19 protein-coding genes are annotated in these 22,539 nt (G+C 72.7%); 14 read left to right on the forward strand and 5 right to left on the reverse strand.

Annotated features, from left to right (window positions below; translation table 11 throughout):
• Window positions 1–68 precede the first annotated feature (68 nt).
• Window positions 69–275: a DUF397 domain-containing protein gene (locus GA0070617_RS08925; protein WP_217628779.1), complete on the reverse strand. Its 207-nt coding sequence runs from the start codon at window positions 273–275 to the stop codon at window positions 69–71.
• A complete protein-coding gene (locus tag GA0070617_RS08930; protein ID WP_175440474.1) occupies window positions 272–1,159 on the reverse strand; it encodes a helix-turn-helix domain-containing protein in 888 nt (295 codons plus the stop codon). The genes GA0070617_RS08925 and GA0070617_RS08930 overlap by 4 nt, the downstream gene beginning before the upstream one ends.
• A 399-nt stretch (window positions 1,160–1,558) precedes the next feature.
• Here GA0070617_RS08930 and GA0070617_RS08935 point away from each other — a divergent pair, with 399 nt between their 5' ends.
• Window positions 1,559–1,801 carry a prevent-host-death family protein gene (locus tag GA0070617_RS08935; protein WP_091446132.1) on the forward strand — a complete coding sequence of 81 codons (243 nt, stop codon included), beginning with the start codon at window positions 1,559–1,561 and terminating at the stop codon, window positions 1,799–1,801.
• 67 nt (window positions 1,802–1,868) lie between these two features.
• Here the strand turns inward: GA0070617_RS08935 and GA0070617_RS08940 are convergent, their stop codons facing one another.
• A complete protein-coding gene (locus GA0070617_RS08940; protein ID WP_091435533.1) occupies window positions 1,869–2,282 on the reverse strand; it encodes a hypothetical protein in 414 nt (137 codons plus the stop codon).
• Window positions 2,283–2,457: 175 nt separating this feature from the next.
• Here GA0070617_RS08940 and GA0070617_RS08945 point away from each other — a divergent pair, with 175 nt between their 5' ends.
• From GA0070617_RS08945 to GA0070617_RS08970, 6 genes are all read left to right on the forward strand, one after another.
• A complete protein-coding gene (locus GA0070617_RS08945; RefSeq protein ID WP_091435534.1) occupies window positions 2,458–3,108 on the forward strand; it encodes a Uma2 family endonuclease in 651 nt (216 codons plus the stop codon).
• A gap of 48 nt (window positions 3,109–3,156) precedes the next feature.
• On the forward strand, window positions 3,157–4,368 hold the full coding sequence (gene dxr, locus GA0070617_RS08950; RefSeq protein ID WP_091435535.1) for a 1-deoxy-D-xylulose-5-phosphate reductoisomerase: 1,212 nt from the start codon (window positions 3,157–3,159) through the stop codon (window positions 4,366–4,368).
• A complete protein-coding gene (locus tag GA0070617_RS08955; RefSeq protein ID WP_091435536.1) occupies window positions 4,368–5,618 on the forward strand; it encodes a M50 family metallopeptidase in 1,251 nt (416 codons plus the stop codon). The genes dxr and GA0070617_RS08955 overlap by 1 nt, the downstream gene beginning before the upstream one ends.
• 9 nt (window positions 5,619–5,627) lie before the next feature.
• Window positions 5,628–6,800, forward strand: a complete 1,173-nt coding sequence (ispG, locus tag GA0070617_RS08960; protein WP_091435537.1) for a flavodoxin-dependent (E)-4-hydroxy-3-methylbut-2-enyl-diphosphate synthase — start codon at window positions 5,628–5,630, stop codon at window positions 6,798–6,800.
• A 114-nt stretch (window positions 6,801–6,914) separates the two neighbouring features.
• Window positions 6,915–7,754 carry a GNAT family N-acetyltransferase gene (locus GA0070617_RS08965; protein ID WP_091435538.1) on the forward strand — a complete coding sequence of 280 codons (840 nt, stop codon included), beginning with the start codon at window positions 6,915–6,917 and terminating at the stop codon, window positions 7,752–7,754.
• A gap of 116 nt (window positions 7,755–7,870) precedes the next feature.
• Entirely contained in the window at window positions 7,871–11,560 is a 3,690-nt protein-coding gene (locus tag GA0070617_RS08970) for an ATP-binding cassette domain-containing protein (protein WP_091435539.1), read from the forward strand.
• Between the two features lie 152 nt (window positions 11,561–11,712).
• Here the strand turns inward: GA0070617_RS08970 and GA0070617_RS08975 are convergent, their stop codons facing one another.
• Window positions 11,713–13,011, reverse strand: a complete 1,299-nt coding sequence (locus tag GA0070617_RS08975) for a dicarboxylate/amino acid:cation symporter (protein ID WP_175440748.1) — start codon at window positions 13,009–13,011, stop codon at window positions 11,713–11,715.
• A 235-nt stretch (window positions 13,012–13,246) separates the two neighbouring features.
• Window positions 13,247–13,906, reverse strand: a complete 660-nt coding sequence (locus GA0070617_RS08980) for a DUF998 domain-containing protein (protein WP_091435541.1) — start codon at window positions 13,904–13,906, stop codon at window positions 13,247–13,249.
• 94 nt (window positions 13,907–14,000) lie between these two features.
• Here GA0070617_RS08980 and pcaF point away from each other — a divergent pair, with 94 nt between their 5' ends.
• The 7 genes from pcaF (at window position 14,001) to GA0070617_RS09015 (ending at window position 22,511) form a co-directional block, all read left to right on the forward strand.
• Window positions 14,001–15,206 carry a 3-oxoadipyl-CoA thiolase gene (pcaF, locus tag GA0070617_RS08985; RefSeq protein WP_091435542.1) on the forward strand — a complete coding sequence of 402 codons (1,206 nt, stop codon included), beginning with the start codon at window positions 14,001–14,003 and terminating at the stop codon, window positions 15,204–15,206.
• 179 nt (window positions 15,207–15,385) lie between these two features.
• Window positions 15,386–16,204, forward strand: a complete 819-nt coding sequence (locus GA0070617_RS08990) for an SAM-dependent methyltransferase (RefSeq protein ID WP_091435543.1) — start codon at window positions 15,386–15,388, stop codon at window positions 16,202–16,204.
• A 5-nt stretch (window positions 16,205–16,209) separates the two neighbouring features.
• Window positions 16,210–18,369, forward strand: a complete 2,160-nt coding sequence (locus GA0070617_RS08995; protein WP_091435544.1) for a putative bifunctional diguanylate cyclase/phosphodiesterase — start codon at window positions 16,210–16,212, stop codon at window positions 18,367–18,369.
• Complete coding sequence (locus GA0070617_RS09000) at window positions 18,366–18,866, forward strand: DUF456 domain-containing protein (RefSeq protein WP_091435545.1); 501 nt, start codon at window positions 18,366–18,368, stop codon at window positions 18,864–18,866. The genes GA0070617_RS08995 and GA0070617_RS09000 overlap by 4 nt, the downstream gene beginning before the upstream one ends.
• Window positions 18,867–18,998: 132 nt before the next feature.
• Window positions 18,999–20,363: a glutamine synthetase family protein gene (locus tag GA0070617_RS09005; protein WP_091435546.1), complete on the forward strand. Its 1,365-nt coding sequence runs from the start codon at window positions 18,999–19,001 to the stop codon at window positions 20,361–20,363.
• Between the two features lie 16 nt (window positions 20,364–20,379).
• Window positions 20,380–21,726 carry an aldehyde dehydrogenase family protein gene (locus GA0070617_RS09010; RefSeq protein ID WP_229688652.1) on the forward strand — a complete coding sequence of 449 codons (1,347 nt, stop codon included), beginning with the start codon at window positions 20,380–20,382 and terminating at the stop codon, window positions 21,724–21,726.
• 17 nt (window positions 21,727–21,743) lie between these two features.
• Window positions 21,744–22,511 carry a 3-oxoacyl-ACP reductase gene (locus GA0070617_RS09015; protein WP_091435548.1) on the forward strand — a complete coding sequence of 256 codons (768 nt, stop codon included), beginning with the start codon at window positions 21,744–21,746 and terminating at the stop codon, window positions 22,509–22,511.
• Window positions 22,512–22,539: the final 28 nt, after the last annotated feature.

The following is a 22,539-nucleotide window of genomic DNA, read 5'->3' on the forward strand; positions in this document are numbered from 1 at the left end:
GTACTCGATTCGTCGGTCCGAATTGGGCGCGGGTCAGTGAAGTGATCTCAGCGTGGCCGCCCCGTCGGTCAGGGGCGTGGGGCTTCGGTCTTGAGGGTGTGGACGAAGGTGGTCCAGGTGGTGTCGTCGAAGGCGAGGGTGGGGCCGTTGCGGTCCTTGGAGTCCCGGACGCCGACCGTGTCACCGGTGAAGCGCACCTCGACGCAGTTGGCGTTGTCGGAGCTGCGGGTCGACTTGAACCAGCCCTGGTCGAGGGGGGTGGGCGGCAGGGTCACGTCATCTCCTTGGCGATCCGGCGGATCAGGTCGATCGATTCGCCTGAGCCTAGCGCCAGTTCCCGGGTCTCGGCGAAGGTGACCACGTAGTCGGTGACCCGTACCGACTGGTCGATGATGTCGATGGAGGTCAGGATCTCCTGCCAGACCAGGTCGGGCAGCCGGGGCGACGGAAACGACAGCACCTGGAACGGGCCGCCGAAGGCGGGATGGGCGCCGACGCTGAACGGCAGCACCCGGATCTCGAACTGCTCGGGGCGTTCCGTGGCGAGCTGGGCCAGGTGGTCGAGCTGGGCGCGCATCACCGCCGGGCCGCCGACCTGCTGGCGGAGGGCACCCTCGCTGAGGATGGCGTTGACCCGCAGGGGATGTTCACCGTCGAGGCGGGTCTGTCGGGCCATCCGGACGGCGACCCGCCGGTCCACTTCGGTGAGCCGGATGGTGGTGGTGCCGCCCCGGATCACCGCGCGGGCGTACTCCTCGGTTTGTAGGAGGCCGTGGATGGCCTCGGGGTGGAAGCTGCGGATCTGGTCGGCACCGGCCTCGTAGCCCAGGAAGCGCAGGAACTCGGCGGGGAAGAGCTGCGCGTACTCGTGCCACCAGCCCCGTCGGGCGGCACCGGCGCGTAGCTGCTCCAGCTCGGCGGCCTCCTCCGGCTCCACCTCGTACGCCTCGACGATCTGGGCCAGTCGGCGGGCCGGGAGTTTGACGCGGCCGGCTTCCACGCCGGAGACGTACGCCTGGATGATGCCGATCTCGCGACCGGCCGCCGCCGCGGTGAAGCCGACCTCCTCGCGGCGCTGGCGCAGCCGTAGGCCCAGCTCCCAGGCCTGCACGACGGGGGACGACTCCAGGTGGGACAGCGCGTGGCGGGGGCTGGTCATGGTTCCTCCGGGGTTCGACATCATGCGACGACGTCGAGTATTCAGCCCGACACGCTTGATATCAAGCAGGCGAGGATGCATTCTCAGGAAATCAATAAGCGTGTCGAGGAGGTAGTGATGGAGACCGTGGGCCGGTGGGTGTACCAGCAGGAGGAGGTTGCGCACGCGTTCTCGCTGTGCCGGGTGCGCGACGCCGGCACCTTCGAGGAGTCGTTCGACCTGCTCGGCGTCGTCCAGGTCACCGTGGACCGGCGGTACCCGGAGAGGTTGCCCGCCGCCCTGCGGCCGTGGGCGTTGGCCACCCTCGCCGGCGGCGGGTACGGCTTCGGCCGCTTCTACGCCTCGTACGGCACCCTCGACTCCGACGGCGAGCCGGACCGGTCCTTCGCCGACGAGTACATCGACTGGTCCGGCACCCAGGTCCTCAGCGCCACGCCGAAGTACGAACGACCCGTGGCGGTGCTGGTCGGCATCGACGAGTGGGAGGAGATCGAAGCGTTTCGGGATCGCCGGGACGCCGCTGTCATTGCCCGGTCCCGTGCCCAGGGCCAGTTCGTGCCACTCTCGGCGGCCCTGGAGTCGCTTGGAGTCGATCCTCGCGAGGCCGGAGCGCTACAGAGCGACCGGGCCCAGACCGGTTAAGCGGGAATCCGGCACTGGGAGACACCGGTCGACGCCCGCGAAACGCCGACCGGTGCCGCTCGGTGGGTCACCTGCGCCGACGTCGGCGCAGTTCCTCCTCCTCCTGGTAGTTGACCGCCGGAGGCTGGGGGCTGCTCGCCGCCGGTGCCCGGGTGTAGTCCGGGCCGTCGGGCTGGCGGATCTCGTCGTAGGTCCGGGCGCGCAGGTGGGCGGCGTTGGGCGGGGTGAGGGTGCCGGGGACCTGTCGGTACCGGAGCGCCTCGGCGTACTCCGGCGAGTCGGTGTCCCCGTGCTCCTCCAGCATCCGCTGGATCGACACCGCTGTGTGCTCGGCGGCGATCTCGGCGGCGATCTCCTCCCGCTCCCGGGCCTCTTCGATCTCCTGCTCGACCCGCTCCTCCTCCAGCCGGACCCGCTCGTCCTCCAGCCGGATTCTCTCCGCCTCCTGCGCCGGGTCGGGGTGTGCTTCCGGATAGGTCACTGTCGCGCTCCCTGGTGCTCGTCGTGGTGCTGGTGCCCGCACTACGGCGCATGACCCGGATCGGTTCGACGCGTCGGGGGACAACCGTCGGACCGGGTGTGCGACGACGTACGTCGGAGGGCTGCGGTGGCTAGGGTGGGTCGAGCAGGATGTCTTGCTGAGGGGGTGAGGGTGGATGGCCCAGGCGGCGTATGCGCCCGAGCCGGTGCCGCACGGTGCCGACGCCCGGCCCGGCAGCCTGTCCTTCGACGCGCTCCGGTGGCACGACGAGCCGTGGACGGCCCGGCTCGCCCTCGACCTGTTGCCCGAGACCAACGGCCCCAAGGTCGAGGTCCTCAGCGGAAGCGTGATCGTGACACCCCACGCCGGATACGACCACCAGGATGCCGAGCTTGACCTCGCGTACCTGTTGAAGCAGGCGGCCCGTCGGGCCAAGCTGTGGCTCTACGCGGAGGCCAACGTGGTTTCCGGCGATGATCTCTTCATTCCGGACATCGTCGTGCTCCGGGTCCCCGGTGGTGGCCGGACGGCCATGGACATCAGGCATGCCGTCCTGCTCGGCGAGGTGGTCTCGCCCGGCAACCGGCGGAAGGACATCATCGACCGACCCCGTGAGTACGCCGCAGCCGGCGTGCCCTTCTTCCTCCGGGTGGACCTGCGCAACCGGGTTCCGACCATCGTCCTGTTCGAGCTGGTCGACGGGGAGTACCGGCCGCAGTCCGCGGCGGCTGCCGGGATGAGTTTCGTGATGCGGGAGCCCTTCGAGTTCACGATCGATCCCGGTGCGCTGCTCGGCGAGGAGGCACCAGTGGGCGACGAGGACTGACGAAGGGCTCCCGACGGGGCAGCGGTGGCGGTGGGACAGAATGGGGCGGTGACCTCCCCCCGCGATCTCGTTCTGCTCGGCTCCACCGGATCGATCGGTACCCAGGCCATCGACATCGTGCGGCGCAACCCGGACCGGTTCCGGGTGGTCGGGCTCGGTGCCGGTGGCGGCAACGTCGGGTTGCTCGCCGCGCAGGCGCTGGAGCTGGGCGTGGACGTGGTCGGGGTGGCGAAGGCGTCGGCCGCGCAGGATCTCCAGCTCGCGTTCTACGCCGAGGCGAGCCGTCGGGGCTGGGCCACCGGTGACTTCCGGCTGCCCCGGATCGTGGCCGGGCCGGACGCGATGACCGAGCTGGCCGGGTGGCCGGCTGACGTCGTACTCAACGGGGTGGTCGGGTCGTTGGGGCTCGCGCCGACGTTGGCGGCGCTGCGGGCCGGGCGTACCGTCGCGCTCGCCAACAAGGAGTCGCTGGTGGCCGGGGGCCCGCTGGTGAGGGCCGCAGTGACGCGGCCGGGGCAGATCGTGCCGGTGGACTCCGAGCACTCGGCGCTGGCCCAGTGTCTGCGGTCGGGCACCCGCCCGGAGGTACGGCGGCTGATCGTGACCGCCAGCGGCGGGCCGTTCCGGGGGCGGCGGCGCGACGAGCTGACCGGGGTGACCCCGGAGCAGGCGCTGGCCCACCCGACCTGGACCATGGGGCCGGTCGTCACGATCAACTCCGCGACCATGGTCAACAAGGCGCTGGAGGTGATCGAGGCGCACGAGCTGTTCGACGTGCCGTACGCCGACATCACCGTGACGGTGCACCCCCAGTCGGTGATCCACTCGATGGTCGAGTTCGTCGACGGCTCGACGATCGCCCAGGCCAGCCCGCCGGACATGCGGCTGCCCATCGCGCTCGGCCTGGGCTGGCCGGACCGGGTGCCGGAGGCGGCCGGCGCGGTCGACTGGAGCACCGCGCACGCCTGGGAGTTCACCCCGCTTGACGACGCGGCGTTCCCGGCCGTGGCGCTGGCCAAGGCGGCCGGGCAGGCGGGGCGCTGCCGGCCGGCGATCTACAACGCGGCCAACGAGGAGTGCGTGGCCGCCTTCGTCGCCGGACGGCTACCGTTTCTCGGCATCGTCGACACCCTCCAACGGGTGCTGGACGAGGCCCCCGATTTCGCCGAACCGGGTACCGTCGAGGACGTGCTCGACGCGGAGTCGTGGGCCCGTGCGCACGCGCAGGAGATCATCGTGGCATCTGTGGAAGGAGCTTGATGGCGTACCTGCTCGGGGTGGTGCTCTTCGCCCTGGCCATTCTCGTCTCGGTCAGCCTGCACGAGGCGGGCCACATGGTCACCGCCAAGGCCTTCGGGATGAAGGTGACCCGCTACTTCGTGGGGTTCGGCCCCACCATCTGGTCCTTCCGCCGGGGTGAGACCGAGTACGGCCTCAAGGGTGTCCCGCTCGGCGGCTTCTGCAAGATCGTCGGCATGACACCGCAGGACGACGACGTCGAGCCCGGTGACGAGAAACGGGTGATGTGGCGCTACCCGGTCTGGAAGCGGACGATCGTGATGTCCGCCGGCTCGGCCACCCACTTCGCGCTCGCCCTGGTCGGCATCTGGATCATGGCGATCTCCGCCGGCCTGCCCAACCCGCAGTTCCCCAGCACCGAGGAGCAGATCCGGGCCGAGCCCGCCGTGGTGGCGCTCGCCGACTGCGTGGTTCCCGAGTTCGCCAACCGGGCCTGCGTCGCCGGTGACCCGGCCAGCCCGGCCGCCGCCGCCCAGCTGCGCGACGGCGACCGGATCACCTCCCTCAACGGTGCCCCGGTAAACGACTACGGCGACCTGCTCGCCGCGATCCGCACCGTCGCCCCGGGCAGCACCGCGCAGATCGGGTACGTCCGCGACGGGCAGGACGCCACCACCAGCACCGTGCTCGCGCAGACCCAGCGCCCGCCGCTGGACGACCCGGACGGCACCGTCGGCCCGGTCGCCGCGCTCGGCGTCGGCCTGATCCCCAGCACCCCGGCCCGGGTCGAGTACGGCCCGATCGCCGCCTTCGGGGCCACCGCCAACTTCACAGGTGACCTGGCCGTCGGCACGTACGAGGCGATGAAGCGGCTGCCGGAGAAGGTGCCGGCGCTCTGGACGGCGATCACCGGCGGCGAACGCGACATCGACACCCCGGTCAGCGTGGTCGGCGCCAGCCGGCTCGGCGGCGAGGCGGTGGCGAACAACGCCTGGATCGTCTTCTTCATGCTCTTCATCTCGCTGAACTTCTTCATCGGGGTGTTCAACCTGCTGCCGCTGCTGCCCCTGGACGGCGGACACATCGCCATCGCCTGGTTCGAGCGGGCCCGGTCCTGGGTCTACGCCCGGCTGGGCATGCCCGACCCGGGTCGGGTGGACTACCTCAAACTGATGCCCCTGACGTACGGGGTGATCCTGATCGGTGGCGCGTTCACGCTGCTGACCATCACCGCCGACGTCGTCAACCCGATCACGCTCTTCTCAAGGTGAGTGCCTGAAGTGACCGCAGTCAGTCTCGGTATGCCCGCCGTACCGCCCCCGCCGCTCGCCCCCCGCCGGGTCAGCCGCCAGATCATGGTCGGCAACGTCCCGGTGGGTGGCGGCGCGCCGGTCTCGGTGCAGTCGATGACCACCACCCTCACCTCCGACGTCAACGCCACCCTCCAGCAGATCGCCGAGCTGACCGCCTCCGGCTGCCAGATCGTCCGGGTCGCGGTGCCGTCGCAGGACGACGTGGAGGCGCTGCCGGCGATCGCCCGCAAGTCGCAGATCCCGGTGATCGCCGACATCCACTTCCAGCCGCGCTACGTCTTCGCCGCGATCGACGCCGGCTGCGCGGCGGTCCGGGTCAACCCGGGCAACATCCGCCAGTTCGACGACAAGGTCAAGGAGATCGCCGCGGCGGCCTCGGCAGCCGGTACGCCGATCCGGATCGGCGTCAACGCCGGCTCGCTGGACAAGCGACTGCTTGCCAAGTACGGCAAGGCCACCGCCGAGGCGCTTGTCGAGTCGGCGCTCTGGGAGTGCTCGCTCTTCGAGGAGCACGGCTTCCGGGACATCAAGATCTCGGTCAAGCACAACGACCCGGTGGTGATGATCCGGGCGTACCGGCAGCTCGCCGAGCAGTGCGACTACCCGCTGCACCTGGGCGTCACCGAGGCCGGTCCGGCGTTCCAGGGCACCATCAAGTCGGCGGTCGCCTTCGGCGCGCTGCTGGCCGAGGGGATCGGCGACACCATCCGGGTCTCGCTGTCCGCCCCGCCGGTCGAGGAGATCAAGGTCGGCGCGGCGATCCTGGAGTCCCTCGGGCTGCGTGAGCGCGGCCTGGAGATCGTCTCCTGCCCGTCCTGCGGGCGGGCCCAGGTCGACGTCTACAAGCTCGCCGAGGAGGTCACCGCCGGTCTGGAGGGGCTGCCGGTGCCGCTGCGGGTGGCCGTGATGGGCTGCGTCGTCAACGGCCCGGGTGAGGCCCGCGAGGCCGACCTCGGGGTGGCCTCCGGCAACGGCAAGGGCCAGATCTTCGTCAAGGGCAAGGTGGTCAAGACCGTTCCCGAGGCGCAGATCGTGGAGACGCTGATCGCCGAGGCGTTGCGGATCGCCGACGAGATGGGCGCCGAGCTGCCCGAGGAGCTGCGCGAGCTGGTCCCCGGCCCGACGGTCACCGTGCACTGACCCCCGGGTGAGGTCCGCCGAGCCGGTCGGCTGCGGGCCGCCGCCTGCGTCGGGGCCGAGCCGGCTCGGCACTCGGCCGGCGCGGCCCCGGGTCCATCTGGCACGCTGATAAGCGTGCTGACGATGCCGGTGCGACAACTCGGGGAGTCGGAGCGTCGTGCCGTCGAACGGCTGCTCGACCTCGACCCGTTCGCCGGGGCACAGGTGGCCGAGCGGGTCGCCGCCCGCGGGCTCGCCTGGTGGCGGGCCGAGGGGCGGATCCTGGGGTACGGTGCCCGCCGCAACCTGGAGGCGATCTGCTGGCTCGGCGGCAACCTCACCCCCGTGCTCGCCTCGGGTCCGGCCGTCGCCGCCTTCGCCGACCTGCTCGCCGGTGAGGAGCGGATCTGTTCGTCGATCGTCGGGCGGGCCGACGCCGTACTCGGGCTCTGGGAGCGCCTCGACGGTGCGTGGGGGCCGGCCCGGGCGGTACGCGCCAACCAGCCGTTGCTGGTCACCGACGGCCTACCCCCGGTGCCGCCCGACCCACAGGTACGGCGGGTCGGCAGCGGCGAGGTCGACCGGCTCTTCCCGGCGGCGGTGGCGATGTACACCGAGGAGGTCGGGGTGTCACCGCTTGCCGACGACGGTGGCCGCAGCTACCGGCGGCGGGTCAACGAGCTGGTCCGCGCCGGCCGGGCGTACGCCCGGTTCGTCAACGACCGGGTGATTTTCAAGGCCGAGCTGGCGGTGGTGACCCGGCGGACCGCCCAGGTCCAGGGGGTGTGGGTGGCCCCGGAGTGGCGCGGACGGGGGATCGCCGCCGCCGCCATGGCGGCCGTGGTGCGCGACGCGCTGCTGCGGGTGGCCCCGACGGTCAGCCTCTACGTCAACGACTTCAACGTGCCGGCCCGCCGGGTGTACGAACGCTGCGGCTTCCGCCCGGTCGGCACCCTCGCCACCGTGCTCTTCTGACCCGCGCCCTGCACCAGTCGGCCAGGAATGCCCCGGGTGGGCGAAAAATACGTTGAGCGACCTCCTCGCGACAGGAAGGCTGAAGTCTCCGCCACCTGCTGTCCGGAGGAACGTCGATGCGCCTGCTCCGTGATCTGTGGGTCACCTCGCCCCGCCGGATGATCGTCGTCGCCGTCCTGCTGATCCTCGGCGCCGGCGGCCAGGCCGCCGCCGCGGCCCTGGCCGGCCCGGTGCTGGTGCACCGCTCGGGCACCTTCTTCGCCCTGCTGGTGGTGGCGCTGGCCGCCGCGGTCCTCACCGACCTGGTGGTGGCGCTGATCATGGCGGGGCTGACCGCCGACTGGTCCGCCGACGTGCGGCGGCGACTGTGCCGGGTGGCCCTGGGGCAGGACCTGCCGACGCTGGAGAACACCCCGGTCGGCGAGCTGCTCGACCGGATCGACGGCGACGTCTACCAGGTCGCCGGCGAGGTACGCAACGTCGGCGTCCGGCTGACCCAGGCGCTGGCCACCGGCGTGCTGTCCGCCCTGGTGGCGTTCGCTGTCTGGTGGCCGGCCGGGGTCGGCATGCTGGTGCTCACCGCGCTGCTCGTGGTGCTGATCCGCCGACCGACCGCGCGGATCGCCCCGGCCCGGATGGCCGAGGAGGAGGCCTGGTCGGACCTGGCCGCCGTGCTGGAGGAGGCGGTGCACGGCCAGGACGACGTCCGCACCAGCCTGGCCCGCCCGTACGTGCTGCGGCTGTACGCCCGCCGGGCCGCCCGGGTGCTGGACCGGGGCATCCGGGTGTTCCGGCTGACCGGCGTGGTCACCACCATCGCCGGGGCGGTGACCCGGGGCGGTATCGCTGTGGTGGTACTCGCCGGTGGCTGGGCGCTGGTCACCGACCGGATCGACGCGGCCCGGCTGACCGCCGTCTGGCTGCTGGTGCTCGGCTACGGTGCGGTCGTCGAGCATGCCAGTCGGATGGTGCCCCAGCTGCAACAGGCCCTCGGCGCGTGGGCCCGGGTGCAGTTGCTCGCCGACGCCCGGCAGGAACCGGTCGGCGGGGCCGCCCCCGGCCAGGGCGACCTGGTCATCCAGGACCTGACCTTCCGGTACCCGGGCACCGGGGCCGGCCGGGAGCCGGTCCTGCGCCAGGTGTGCCTCACCTTCCGGCGCGGCCGCTCGTACGCGCTCGTCGGGCGGACCGGTTCCGGCAAGTCGACCCTGACCAAGGTGCTCTCCCGCGCCGTCGACGTGCCCGCCGGCACGGTCTTCCTGGCCGGCGTGGACCTGCTCGACCTCGACCTCGAACACCTGCGCCGGTACGTCGCCGTGGTGCCCCAGCGCACCGAGATCCTCGCCGGCACGCTCGCCGAGAACGTCGCGCTCTTCGACCCCGACCTGCTCGACGACGCCACCCGGGCCCTGCACGAGCTGGGCCTGGCCGGTTGGATCGCCGAACTGCCCGACGGCGTCCGGACCCGCCTCGGCGAGGGCGGGTACGTGCTGTCGGCCGGGCAGGAGCAGCTGGTGGCGTTCGCCCGGATCCTGGTCCGCGACCCGCACGTGGTGATCCTCGACGAGGCGACGGCGCGACTCGACCCGGTCACCGAGGCCCGGGTGCAGCGGGCCACCGAACGCCTGCTCGCCGACCGGATCGGCATCGTCATCGCACACCGGCTCTCCTCGGTCCGCACCTGCGACGAGGTGGTGCTGATGGCCGACGGGGTGGTCGTCGAGGCCGGGCCGCTGCACTCCGCACGCCGCTTCGCCGACCTGCTGGCCACCAGCACCGCCGCGTACGCGCACTCCGGCGTCGTACCCGGCGGGGTGGACCTGCTGACCGGCCCACCCACCGCCGGGCCTCCGGGTGGCACCGCCTCGGCCCGGTCCTCGGGTGGTGCCGCCTCGGGTGGTGCTGCCTCGGGCCGGTCCTCGGGTGCTGCCGTGGGCGGTGCTGCCTCGGGCCGGTCCTCGGAGGGTGGCGGGCCGGGCCGGTCCGCCGGGGGCGAGGCCGGGGCGGTGCGGGAGGCCGGGGCGGTGCGGGAGGTCGGTGGCCAGGTGGCGTCCGCCGGTGGCGGGAGCGGGCCGGCGGACGGCACCCGGCCGACCGCCCTGGGTCCGCGGCCCCCGGCGCCGCCCGCTCCGCCCACCCGGACCCTGCGGGAGATCTTCCGGCTCAGCCGCAACGATCCCCGGTACGGCCTGGCCTCGATCGGCGTCTTCGCCGTGCTCAGCCTGCTCGGGCTGGACGGCGTGCTGGTGCCCTGGCTCTGGGCGGAGCTGGTCGACGACACCGGTGACCCCTGGCTGCCGGCGGCGGGGATCATCGCCGCGCTGCTGGTCACCATTCCGCTGCCGTACTGGACGAACCTGTGGTTCCCGCAGTGGTGGGTACGGCAGGTGCTGCGGATCAACGCGCGGCTGGTGCACGGGCAGACCGGACCGCGCCGGGTCAGCAGCCACACCCCGGCCGAGGTGGTGGCCCAGGGCGGTGACACCGACCGGGTGGTGCAGCTGACCGACAACGTGCTCGACCAGTACGTCGCCCTGGTGCTGATGGCGGGCATGACCCTGGTCTCCGGCAGCGTCGTACCGGCGTTGTTCTTCCTCGGCACGATGCTGGCCTCGGCGGCGGCGGCGACGGTCTTCGGACCGATGCTGGAGCGCTCCGCCCAGGCCACCGTCGCCGCGCGGGCCGCCTTCGCCACCGCGCTGGTCTCCGCGCTCTCCGCCGCCCGGACGGTGAAGCTCGCCGGGGCCACCCGGCCGGTGCTGCGTCACCTCGCCGACCTGGACGCCCTCCGTAGCCAGCGGCAACGTCGGGAGATCTCCATCCAGGTGTGGTCCCGGTCGACCCCGGCGTTGATCAGCGGGCTGCTGCCGATCGGCGCCTGGGCGCTCTACCTGGCCGGTGGGCTGTCCGCCGGGGCGACCCTGGTCGCGGTCGCCACCCTCGGCGCGGCCCGGTGGTTCGCCTGGACGACCGCGTCCCTGGTGGCGCACTTCCCGTCGGCACGGGTCTGGACCCGGCGGACGGTGGCGATGACCGGCACCGACGCGTACTCGGCGCAGCTGCCCGGGGTGGACCTGGCCGCCGGGACCGCACCGGCACCGGTCGCACCACCCCGGCACCCGTTGCGCCAGCTGCGGTTGACCGGCTTCGGGGCGGTGCACACCGACGGACTGCACGCCGTACGCGACGTGGACCTGACCGTGTCCCGGGGGCAACTGGTCCTGGTCGTCGGCCCGGTCGGGGCGGGCAAGTCCTCGCTGCTGCGGGCCCTGGCCGGGATCGTGCACCACACCGGCACGCTCAGCTGGAACGGGGAACCGGTGACCGAACCGGAGCTGTTCCTGCGCCCCAACCAGGTCGGCTACGTCGGGCAACTGCCCCGGGTGCTCTCCGGCACCGTCGCCGAGAACATCGCGCTCGGCCACGAGGTCGACGCCACCGGCGCGGTCACCACCGCCCAACTGGACCACGACCTGGCCGCGGCCGGCGGCGGGCTCGGCCTGGTCATCGGGCACAAGGGCACCCGGCTCTCCGGTGGCCAGCTCCAGCGGCTGGCGCTGGCCCGGGCGTTGGCCCCCCGTACCGAACTGCTGGTCGCCGACGACGTCTCCTCGGCCCTGGACGTCACCACCGAACTGGACCTCTGGGACGCCCTACGGCGCCACGGGGTGACGGTGATCGGATCGACGTCCAAACGGGCGGCGCTGGTCCGCGCCGACCACGTGGTGGTGCTCCAGGAAGGGCGGGCCGTGGCCCAGGGCACCTGGTCCGAGCTGGAGGGCGACTGGGGTCACCTGGCCGGCTGACCCCACCGAACCGTCGGCGTGGCTGCGGCTCCTTGCCCTCTCCGTACCCGAGCGGGGTGTAGATCTTGGACACTTACCGTTCTATTTGGACGGTAGGTGTCCAAGATTCACCTCGGGCTCCGCTTCGGTGGTGAGAGGGGTGGGTGGGTGGGTCAGGCCGGGACCGGGGCGGGGTCGAGGTCGGTACGGCCGGTGCCGGGCTCGACCGGTTCGAGGAGGTCGCGCCGTCCGGCGGCCTCGTAGGCGGCCCGGTCCAGGGTGCCCTCGCGGGCGGCGACCACGGTCGGCACCAGCGCCTGACCGGCCACGTTGGTGGCGGTCCGGATCATGTCGATGATCGGGTCGATGGCGAGCAGCAGGCCGGCACCGGCCAGCGGCAGACCGAGCGTGCTGAGGGTCAGCGTGAGCATCACGATGGCCCCGGTCAGTCCGGCGGTGGCTGCCGAGCCGACCACCGAGACGAAGGCGATGAGCAGGTAGTCCAGCGGACCGAGGGTCACCCCGAAGACCTGGGCCACGAAGATCGCCGCCAGCGCCGGGTAGACCGCCGCGCAGCCGTCCATCTTGGTGGTGGCACCGAACGGTACGGCGAACGAGGCGTACTCGCGGGGCACTCCGAGCCGCTCGACCGAGCGCTGGGTCACCGGCATGGTGCCCACCGAGGAGCGGGAGACGAAGCCGAGCTGGATGGCCGGCCAGGCGCCGGCGAAGAAGCGCAGCGGGTTGAGCCGGCCGGCGGCCAGCAGCACCAGCGGGTAGACCACGAAGAGCACGATCGCGCAGCCCACGTAGACGGCGGTGGTGAAGGTGGCCAGCGGGGCCAGCAGGTCCCAGCCGTACGCGGCGACGGCGTGGCCGATCAACCCGAGGGTGCCGATCGGGGCGAGCCGGATCACCCACCACAGCGCCTTCTGGACGATCTCCAGCAGCGCCCGGTTGAGGGCGACGAACGGCTCGGCGGCCTCGCCTACCAGCAGTGCGGCGATACCGACGACCACGGCGAGGAAGACGATCTGCAGGACGTTGCCGTCGACGAACGCCCCGACCGGGTTGGTCGGCACGATGCCGGTGAGGAAGTCGGTCCACGACCCGCTGGTCTGCGGCGCGGTCGCTCCGGCGGTGTCCAGGGTCACCCCGCGGCCGGGGTTGGTGAGCAGGCCGAGGCCGATACCGACGCTCACCGCGATGAGCGCGGTCACCCCGAACCAGAGCAGCGTCTTCACCGCCAGCCGGGCGGCGTTGGCCACCCCGCGCAGGCTGACCACGCTGACCACGATGGCGGTGAAGACCAGCGGTGGGACGGCCAGCTTGAGCAGCTGGACGAAGAGCCCGCCGACGGTGTCGAGGGTGCTGGCCAGCCAGCTCAGGTCGTTGGCCCGGGCCAGGAAGCCCAACGCCACGCCGAGGACGAGGGCGAGCAGGATCTGCAGGGAAAAGGGAAATCTGCGCAGGGTGGTAGCCATCAGGTGATTCCAGGTGTCTGGTCGGGACCGGGGCGTTGTCGGGCGGGCGGCGTCAGAGGAGCGGCCGCGCCGGACAGATGCCGCTGGCCTGCCGTCGGAGATCGACGTACAGGCGCACGGTCAGGTGCCAGACATTGTTCATCGCCAGCCGACGATACGCCCGTCGCCGCGAACCCGGCAAGGACCGGTCCGGTGAGCTGGCTTACCAGAAGCTCGGCCGGTGCTACGCGCCCAGGCGGGAGGTCGGGCGGCGTAGCGCGACGGCGGTGGCGGTGGCCAGTGCCCAGCCGGCGGCCACGCCGAGCAGCACCCGCTCCAGGACGCCGACCACGGCACCCCGGCCGAGGGTGATCATCGCCAGGCCGACCGCGCCGGCCAGCGGCAGCGCCAGCACGACCGCCGCGGTGGCCAGCCGGCGCAGCGTGACCTCGGCCCGGGCGAACCAGACGACGGCTGCCATCGCGAACACCACGCAGGCGGTGGCCACCACGGCCGCCACACCGTGCACCAGGTCGGCCACGGTGGCCCGTTCGAACGGCGGCAGCGGGCAGCCCTCGCTGCAGGTCACCGCCCCGGAGAGCAGCGTGCACACGCTGCCGGCGACGAGCAGCCCGGCCGCCGGCCGCAGCCGCCGGGGCAGTGCCACCGCGAGCAGCAGCAGCGCGGCGGCCAGGGCGAAGATCCCGATCCGGAACGTCGGGGCGTACCCGCTGCCGGCGATGCCGGCCTCGCTGACGTACCCGGTGAGTCCCGGACCGGGGCCGGCGACCACGGCGACGGTCACCGCGACCACGCCGGCCACGGTGCAGCCGGCGGCGGCCGAGGCGGCGACCCGGGCCGTCAGGTCCTGCGCCGGCCGGGCCCGTGGGGCGGTCGACACCATGGCTGCCAACCTAGCCTGGCTATCCTGTCGCTCGGGCGGTGACCGGGAACCGGTCGGCCACCCACCACCCCTTCCCACCCCCGAAGGACTCGCGATGACCGTGGCATACCTGGTGGCCGGTGTCCGCACCCCGATCGGCCGGTACGCCGGCGCCCTGTCCGGGGTCCGCCCCGACGACCTGGCCGCGCACGTCATCCGGGAACTGGTCGCCCGGCACCCGACGGTGGACTGGGCCCGGGTCGACGACGTGGTCCTGGGCTGCGCCAACCAGGCCGGCGAGGACAACCGCAACGTGGCCCGGATGGCGGCCCTGCTGGCCGGGCTCCCCGGTGAGGTGCCCGGCAGCACCGTCAACCGGCTCTGCGGCTCCGGCCTGGACGCGCTGGCCGGCGCGGCCCGGCAGATCGTCGCCGGTGAGGCGGAGCTGGTGGTGGCCGGTGGGGTGGAGAGCATGAGCCGGGCCCCGTTCGTGCTGCCCAAGGCCACCTCGGCGTTCGCCAGGTCGGCCGAGATGTACGACACCACGATCGGCTGGCGGCTGGTCAACCCGCTGATGGAACGCGGCTGGGGGGTCGACTCGATGCCGGAGACCGCGGAGAACGTCGCCGCCGAGTACGGCGTGGGCCGGGCCGAGCAGGACGCCTTCGCGTACCGGTCGCAGCAGCGGGCCGCCCGGGCGCAGGCCGACGGGCGGTTCGCCGAGGAGATCGTGCCGGTGACCGTGCCGGCGGGGCGGCGGGAGACCCGGCTGGTCGACGTCGACGAGCACCCCCGCCAGACCTCGCCGGAGAAGCTCGCCGCGCTGCCCACCCCGTTCCGCGACGGCGGGACGGTGACCGCCGGCAACTCCTCCGGGGTCAACGACGGCGCGGTGGCCCTGCTGGTGGCGGGCGAGGCGGCGGTGGCCCGGTACGGCCTGACCCCGCTGGCCCGGATCAGCGGCGCCGCGGCGGCCGGGGTGCCGCCCCGGATCATGGGGGTCGGCCCGGTGCCGGCCACCCGCAAGGTGCTGGACCGGCTCGGCCTCGGCTTGGCCGACCTCGACGTGGTCGAGCTGAACGAGGCCTTCGCCGCCCAGGCGGTGGCGGTGCTGCGGGAGCTCGGCCTGCCCGAGGACGCCGAGCACGTCAACCCCAACGGCGGGGCGATCGCGCTCGGGCATCCGTTGGGTGCCAGTGGGGCCCGGTTGGCCCTGACCGCCGCGCTGGAGCTGCGCCGCCGGGACGCCCGGCGGGCGTTGGCCACCATGTGTGTCGGCGTCGGCCAGGGCATCTCGCTGGTCCTGGAGTCCGTCGGCTGAACCGGCCGGCCGCAGCGGCCCCGACGCCCGACGGAACCGGCCGGGCGGGTCCGGGGCGTCTCGCTAAGCCGCCGATCAGCAGCTTAGAGTGGTCCCCACCACACCGGCCGCGAGCCGCCGGTGGCCGTTTGGCGTGCCACCGTGGCGGCGGCGGGTGGCACAGAACTGGGGGGCTGAGCATGCGGGTTCCGGATGGACTGCCGACCGAGATCGACCTGACCAGGCCGAGCGCCGCGCGGGTCTACGACTACTTCCTCGGTGGGGCGCACAACTTCGAGATCGACCGGCAGCTCGCCGAACAGATCGCCGCGATGACCCCGAACCTCGCCGCCACCATGCGGGCCGGTCGGGAGTTCCTGCGCCGGGCGGTTCGGGTGCTGCTCGACGCCGGGATCGACCAGTTCCTCGACATCGGCTCGGGAATTCCCACCGTGGGCAACGTCCACGAGGTGGCCCAGCGGGTGAACCCGCAGGCCCGGATCGTCTACGTCGACATCGACCCGGTCGCCGTGTCGCACAGCCGGGAGCTGCTGGCCGGCAACGACCTGACCGCGGTGCTCCACGCCGACCTGCGCGACGCCGAGCGGATCATCGCCGAGGCGCGGGCCACCGGCCTGATCGACTTCGACCGGCCGGTGGGCATCCTGCTCGCCGGGGTGGTCCACTTCGTCCCGGCCGCCGACCGGCCCGGTGAACTGCTGGGCACCCTGCGGGCCGCCGCCGCCCCGGGCAGCTTCCTGGTGATCTCCCACTCCACCTTCGAGGACCAGCCGCAGGAGATGCTCGACGCGCAGCGGCTCTCCGCCCGTACCGACACCGAGATCACCCTGCGGTCGCGGGCCGAGATCACCGGCTTCTTCGGTGACTGGACGCTGCTGGCGCCCGGTGTGGTGCACATGCCGCGGTGGCGGCCGGACGCCCCCGGTGACGTCGACGACCACCCGGAGCGGTTCGGCGCGTTCGGCGGGGTCGCCACACACGCCCGGTCCGCCGGCTGACCCCGGTGGCCGCCGTGCCGGCCACCGGCGGGGACGAGATCGACCCGGCCGGAGCCCAGGAGTACGCCGCCGGCTGGGCGCGGGCGGTACGTCGGCTCGGTTTCGTGCCGCTGAGCACGGTGGAGACCGAGCGGCTGCTGCTGGAGCACACGGTACGACTGGCCCGGGCGCTGCTGGCCGAGCAGTTCTCCGCCGAGCCCGGTCAGGAGGTGGCCCGGGCGCTGGTGGAGGCGCACCTGACCGAGCCGGGGATGCTCGACTGGTCGGTACGGGCACTCGTCGAGCGGCTGCCCGCCCAGGTGCTGCCGCGCCGGGCCGACCAGCCCGAGACGGCGCGGCGGGCGGTGGAACTGCAGGGCGCGTTCGCCGCCGGCTTCGCCCGTGCCCTGCGCGACCGTACCTTCACCCAGCAGGAACGCATCGCCCGCTCCGCCTGGCAGGCCCGCGACCAGGTGGAGCAGGCGTTACGCGACAGTGAGGCCCGGTTCCGGGCGGTCTTCACCGGGGCGGCCATCGGCATCGGCATCGCCGGTGTCGACGGCGAGATCATCGACGTCAACCAGTCCTTCGCGGAGATGCTCGGTTACACCATCGCCGAACTGCGGCAGATCAACGTGGCCACGCTGGCCCACCCCGACGACGCCGCCGGGATGTGGGAGCTGTACCAGGACCTGATCGACGGCAAGCAGGACGCCGCCCGGGTGGAGAAGCGGTACTACCGCAAGGACGGCAGCGTGGTCTGGACCGACCTGGCCGTGTCGTTGATCCGGCACGACGACGGTCGGCCCCGCTTCACCGTGGCGATGATCGAGGACATCACCGAACGGTACGAGCTGCAGCAGCGACTGCGGTTCCAGGCCCTGCACGACCCGCTCACCGGGCTGCCCAACCGGACGTTGTTCTTCGAACGGCTGGGTGCCCTCTTCGACCGGGCCGCCCCCGACGAGCGGATCGGGATCTGCTTCCTGGACCTCGACGGGTTCAAGGCGGTCAACGACAGCCTCGGCCACGACCACGGCGACCGGCTGCTGATCGTGATCGCCCGTCGGCTCGCCGACTGTGTCGCCGGGCTGGGTCACCTGGTGGCCCGGATGGGCGGCGACGAGTTCGTCATCCTGGTCGACGGCGGCGCCGGCATCGACGACGTGGTGGCGGTCGCCGAGAAGGCCCTGGCCGCGGTGGCCGTCCCGGCCGACGTCGGCGACCAGCAGCTCGCCGTCACGGCCAGCATCGGCATCGTGGACTGCCCGGCGGGGGAGACCAGCGTCTCGGAGCTGATGAAGGCCGCCGACACCACCCTCTACTGGGCCAAGGGGGAGGGGCGCGGCCGGTGGGCGGTGTACGACCCGGAGCGCAGCGCCCGCGACCACGCCCGGTCGGCGTTGACCGCCGGGTTGCCGGCGGCCCTGGACCGGGGCGAGTTCGTCGTGCACTACCAGCCGATCGTGTCGCTTGTCGACGGCGGCATGCTGGCCGTCGAGGCGCTGGTCCGCTGGGCGCACCCCGAGCAGGGGCTGATCGGCCCGGACCACTTCATCGGCCTGGCCGAGGAGACCGGCCTGATCGTCCGGCTCGGCGAGTGGGTCCTGCGCCGGGCCTGCCGGGACGCCGAGGCGTGGCGGCGGCAGTTCCCCGACGCCGAGCTGGTGGTCAGCGTCAACCTGGCCGCCCGGCAGGCCGACGACCCGGCGATCGTGGACACCGTCGCCGCCGTGCTCGGCCGGACCGGCCTGCCCCCCGAGCTGTTGCAGCTGGAGCTGACCGAGAGCGCGGTCATGGGCACCGCCGGCGAGCCGTTGCGGTCGTTGCACCGGCTGGCCGCGCTCGGCGTACGGCTGGCCATCGACGACTTCGGTACCGGGTACTCGAACCTGGCGTACCTGCGGCGGTTGCCGATCCACTCGCTCAAGCTGGCCGGGCCGTTCGTGGAGGGGATAAGGTCCGACGGCTCGGCGGCCGGGCACCGCGACGAGCGGATCGTGGACGCGCTGGTCCGGCTGGCGCACGCCCTGGAACTCTCGGTCACCGCCGAGGCGGTGGAGACCGGGGACCAGGTGGAACGGCTCCGGGCACTGCGCTGCGACACCGGGCAGGGACGCTGGTTCGGCCCGCCGGTACCGGCCGAGGAGATCACCGCCCGACTGCGCGACGAGGAGACCCGATGAGTCTGACCGACACCGAGACGGTGGTCGTGCTGGTGACGGCCCTGGCCATCGTCGCCGGCCTGGCCGGTGTGGTGGTGCCGGGCCTGCCCGCGCTGCCGTTGTGCTGGGGTGGGGTGCTGTTCTGGGCGATCTTCGGCGGCGCCGGGCCGGGGCGCTGGGCGGTGCTGGCCGCGGCCACCGTGATCGCGCTGGTCGGTACCGTGGTGAAGTTCGCCTGGCCGGGCCGCAACCTGCAACGCACCGGCGTACCCACCTCGACCCTGCTGGCCGGCGCGGTGCTCGGCATCGTCGGTTTCTTCGTCATCCCGGTGATCGGTCTGGTCATCGGCTTCGTCGGCGGGGTCTTCGCGGCGGAGCGGCTGCGGCTTGGTGACTCCCGACTGGCCTGGCCGGCGACGAAGCACGCGGTGGCCGCGACCGGGTTGGCGATCATGATCGAGTTCACCGCCGGGGTGCTGATCGGCGTCGTCTGGGTCTTCGGCCTGCTCACCCTCTGAACCGGCGGCCGGCCTGTGCGGTGCGGTCGGGGTGCGGGGCGGCCCGTCGGGGTGCGGTGTGCGGCGGGCGTCCCTAGAGTTTGACGTGATCCGGTCTGGTCCGGGTCGACCGTCGCTGATGGAGGCCTGCGGATGAGCACCGTGCCGTTGACGCTGGAGGAGCTACGGGTCGCTGTCGCCAGCGGCGAGATCGACACGGTGGTGCTGGCCCTGGTCGACATGCAGGGTCGGTTGCAGGGCAAGCGGTTCCACGCCCCGTTCTTCCTCGACCAGGTGGTCGCCAACGGCAGCGAGGGCTGCAACTACCTGCTGGCCGTGGACGTCGACATGAACACCGTCGACGGGTACGCCATGTCGAGCTGGGAGCGCGGGTACGGCGACTTCGCGATGGTGCCCGACCTGACCACGTTGCGCCGTACCCCGTGGCAGCCGGGCAGCGCTCTGCTCCTGGCCGACCTGCGGTGGCTGGACGACACCGGTCCGGTGGTCGCCTCGCCCCGCCAGATCCTGCGCCGGCAGCTCGACCGGCTGGCCGGGCACGGGCTCACCGCGTACGCCGGCACCGAGCTGGAGTTCGTGCTCTTCCGCGACTCGTACGAGGACGCCTGGCGGCGGGGTTACCGCGAGCTGACCCCGGCCAACCAGTACAACGTGGACTACTCGCTGCTCGGCACCGCCCGGGTGGAGCCGTTGCTGCGCCGTATCCGTACCGAGATGGCCGCCGCCGGCCTGACCCCGGAGAGCGCCAAGGGCGAGTGCAACCTCGGCCAGCACGAGATCGCCTTCCGGTACGACGAGGCGGTGCGCTGCGCCGACCACCACGTGATCTACAAGAACGGGGCCAAGGAGATCGCCGCCCAGGAGGGCATGTCGATCACGTTCATGGCCAAGCCGAACGCCCGCGAGGGTAACTCCTGCCACATCCACTTCTCGCTGCGCGACTCCGACGGGCGGTCGGCGATGCTCGGTGACGGGCCGGCGCACCTGAGTGTGACCGGCCAACGGGTGCTCGCCGGCCTGCTCGACACGATGCGCGAGCTGAGCCTCTTCTTCGCCCCGAACATCAACTCGTACAAGCGGTACCAGCCGGACTCGTTCGCGCCGACCGCGCTGCGCTGGGGCACCGACAACCGCACCTGCGCGCTGCGGCTGGTCGGGCACGGCCAGGGCATGCGGGTGGAGAACCGGGTGCCGGGCGCGGACGTCAACCCGTACCTGGCCATCGCGGCCCTGGTCGCCGGGGCGCTGCACGGCATCGAGCGGGAGCTGGAGTTGCCGGCGGAGTGCACCGGCAACGCGTACGACGATCCGGACGCCGAACGGGTGCCCGGCACGCTGCGCGACGCGTGGGGCCTCTGGAAGTCCTCCGAGGTGGCCCGGGCGGCCTTCGGCGACGAAGTGGTCGCCCACTACGCCAACCAGGCCGCCGTCGAGCTGGCCGCCTTCGACGCCGCCGTGACCGACTGGGAGCTGATCCGTGGCTTCGAACGACTCTGAGTCCACCGGCACCGAGGTGGTGAATCCGGCGACCGGGGTGGTCGTGGCGGAGGTGGCGGCGGCGTCGGTCGAGGAGGTCGACGCGGCGATCGAACGGGCCCAGGTGGCGTACCGGTCGTGGCGGGAGGTCGCGCCGGCCGACCGGGCCCGGCTGCTGCGCCGGTTCGCCGCGCTTGTCGACGCCCACCTGGCGGAGCTGGCCGGGTTGGAGGTACGCAACAGCGGGCACACCGTCGGCAACGCCCGGGGGGAGGCGGCCAACGTCCGGGACGTGCTCGACTACTACGCGGGCGCGCCGGAGCGGCTGACCGGCCGGCAGATCCCGGTCGCCGGTGGGCTGGACGTCACCTTCCACGAGCCGCTCGGTGTGGTCGGGGTGATCGTGCCGTGGAACTTCCCGATGCCGATCGCCGCCTGGGGGTTCGCCCCGGCGCTGGCGGCCGGCAACACGGTGGTGCTGAAGCCGGCCGAGTTGACCCCGCTGACCGCCCTGCGCCTGGCCGAGCTGGGCCGCGAGGCGGGCCTGCCGGACGGGGTGTTCACCGTGGTCACCGGGCGGGGTGACGTGGTCGGGCAGCGGTTCGTCACCCACCCGGCGGTGCGCAAGGTCTGCTTCACCGGCTCCACCGAGGTCGGTACCCGGATCATGGCCGGCTGTGCCGAGCAGGTGAAACGGGTCACCCTGGAGCTGGGCGGCAAGAGCGCCAACCTGGTGTTCGCCGACGCCGACCTGGCGCGGGCGGCGGCCACCGCGCCGTACGCGGTCTTCGACAACGCCGGTCAGGACTGCTGCGCGCGGTCCCGGATCCTGGTCCAGCGCTCGGTGTACGACCGCTTCCTGGAGCTGCTCGAACCGGCGGTGCGCGCGGTGCGGGTGGCGGATCCGGCGCTGGAGAGCGCCGAGATGGGTCCGCTGATCTCCGCCGGGCACCGGGACCAGGTCGCCGGGTACGTCGCCGACGCGCGGGTGGCGTTCACCGGCTCCTGCCCGGAGGGCCCCGGTTTCTGGTACGCCCCGACGGTGCTGCTCGCCGACTCGCCGGCCGACCGGCACTGGCGGGAGGAGATCTTCGGTCCGGTGGTCTCGGTGCTGGCCTTCGACGACGAGGCCGACGCGGTCCGGCTGGCCAACGACACCGAGTACGGGCTCTCCGGCTCGATCTGGACCCGGGACGTGGGCCGGGCGATCCGGGTGGCACGCGGGGTCGAGGCGGGCAACCTCAGCGTCAACTCACACTCGTCGGTGCGGTACGCGACCCCGTTCGGCGGCATGAAGCGTTCCGGGTTGGGGCGGGAACTGGGCCCGGACGCGTTGCACGCCTTCACCGACGTGAAGAACGTCTTCATCGCAAGCGACGGGTGAGAGATCCGGGAGGACGAGTGCGGGATCGGTTGCGGGACCGGGTGACCGTGGTCACCGGGGCGGGTAGCGGCATCGGGCTGGCCACCGTGCGGCGGTTCGCCGCCGAGGGGGCCCGGGTGGTCTGCGTGGACATCGACGCCGAGGCGGGCCGGCGGGCCGCGGCGGAGGTCGACGGGGACTTCGTGGCGGCCGATGTCGCCGACGACACGGCGGTGCGGGAGCTCTTCGACACCGTCGTCGAGCGGCACGGCCGGGTGGACGTGTCGTTCCACAACGCGGGCATCTCCCCGCCGGAGGACGACTCGATCCTGACCACCGGGCTGGACGCCTGGGAACGGGTGCTGCGGGTCAACACCACGAGCGTCTACCTCTGCTGCAAGCACGTCATACCGCACATGCGCCGGCAGGGGCGGGGTTCGATCATCAACACCGCCTCGTTCGTCGCCCTGATGGGGGCGGCGACCTCGCAGATCGCGTACACCGCGAGCAAGGGCGGGGTGCTGGCGATGACCAGGGAGCTGGGCGTGCAGTTCGCCCGGGAGGGGATCCGGGTCAACGCGCTCTGCCCCGGCCCGGTCGCCACCCCGCTGCTCACCGAACTCTTCGCCGCCGACCCCGAGCGGGCCGCCCGCCGGCTGGTGCACGTGCCGATGGGCCGGTTCGGCGAGCCGGCCGAGATCGCCGCCGCGGTGGCCTTCCTGGCCAGCGACGACTCCTCGTTCATGACCGCCGCCCAGTTCGTGGTCGACGGTGGGATCACCGGGGCGTACGTCACGCCGGTGTGAGTCGGCCGGGGGCCGGGCCGCCCGGTCG

Source organism: Micromonospora yangpuensis, assembly GCF_900091615.1.
Classification (GTDB): domain Bacteria; phylum Actinomycetota; class Actinomycetes; order Mycobacteriales; family Micromonosporaceae; genus Micromonospora; species Micromonospora yangpuensis.